The 672-nt window shown below is 66.7% G+C and carries 1 pseudogene; it reads right to left on the bottom strand.

From position 1 onward, the window contains the following. A pseudogene (locus tag EN994_RS34180) lies at positions 1–672 on the bottom strand (DNA mismatch repair protein MutS); the annotation flags it as partial.

The raw sequence follows: 672 nt of genomic DNA, 5'->3' as shown, positions 1-672 counted from the left end.
GGTTGAGGATCGCTGCCGTCTCGACCATCTCGACCATGAAGGTCGAGCGGCCGCGCGCCAGATCGTCCGAGGCGCCGACACGCGAGAACAGCCGGTCGACGACGCCGATATGGGCCGATGTCGCCGGCACGAACGAGCCGGTCTGGGCCAGGATGGCGATCAGCGCGTTTTGCCGCAGGAATGTCGATTTACCGCCCATGTTCGGGCCGGTCAAAAGCCAGATCGCGCCGTTCCGGGCAGCTCCCTCCGGCGACAGGTCGCAATCATTGGCGACGAACGGGCCTTCGCCGGAGCGGCGCAAGGCCTGTTCGACCACCGGATGCCGCCCGCCCGTAATCTCGAAGGCAAGGCTCGAATCCACCACCGGCCGGCACCAGGCTTCGCTTTCCGACAGAAGCGCGAGCGCCGCGGAGACATCGAGCACGGCCAGCGCATCGGCGCCGGCACGGATCTTCTCCGCTTCGCCGACCGCTTCCGTCGTCAGCGCCTCGAAGGCGGCCAGTTCGATGTTGAGCGCCCGGTCGGCGGCATTGGCGATCTTGGTCTCGAGCTCGGCAAGCTCGGTCGTGGTAAAGCGCATGGCGTTGGCCATGGTCTGGCGGTGGATGAAGCGCGCCTTGGCGCCATCGCTGCCGGTCATCACAGCATGGTGGTTGGCGGTCACCTCGATAT

It is taken from the genome of Mesorhizobium sp. M7A.F.Ca.CA.002.09.1.1 (assembly GCF_003998555.1).
GTDB lineage: Bacteria > Pseudomonadota > Alphaproteobacteria > Rhizobiales > Rhizobiaceae > Mesorhizobium > Mesorhizobium ciceri.
The sequence above is the reverse complement of the archived record's forward strand: the minus strand, read 5'-3'. Positions and strand labels throughout refer to the sequence as shown.